Raw genomic sequence first — 244 nt, forward strand, 5'->3', positions numbered from 1 at the left:
TTAGAAGATATGATCCCTCATTTTTTTCTTCGGTTACGCGGATTGTATCACCAAGCTTGTACTTGTCTTGATAGAGAAAATCAAGGGCAATTTCATTGCTTTTTTGGGGCATTTTTCCTGCAATGAGCTCATAAGTTGAAAGGTTGTCTGCTTGCGAGAAAATACGCAAGGAAGTTTTCTTATCGGGCAGCAAAACATCACGAAAATAGCCAAAATCCACCGTTTTGAGTCCATCTGCCTGGCG

1 protein-coding gene is annotated in these 244 nt (G+C 41.0%); it reads right to left on the bottom strand.

Annotated features, from left to right (window positions below):
• On the bottom strand, positions 1–244 hold a 244-nt coding region (locus ETC07_RS16370), incomplete at both ends, for a hypothetical protein (RefSeq protein WP_136249345.1).

Origin of the sequence: Halomonas borealis (assembly GCF_004798905.1) — a bacterium.
GTDB classification, from domain to species: domain Bacteria; phylum Pseudomonadota; class Gammaproteobacteria; order Pseudomonadales; family Halomonadaceae; genus Halomonas; species Halomonas borealis.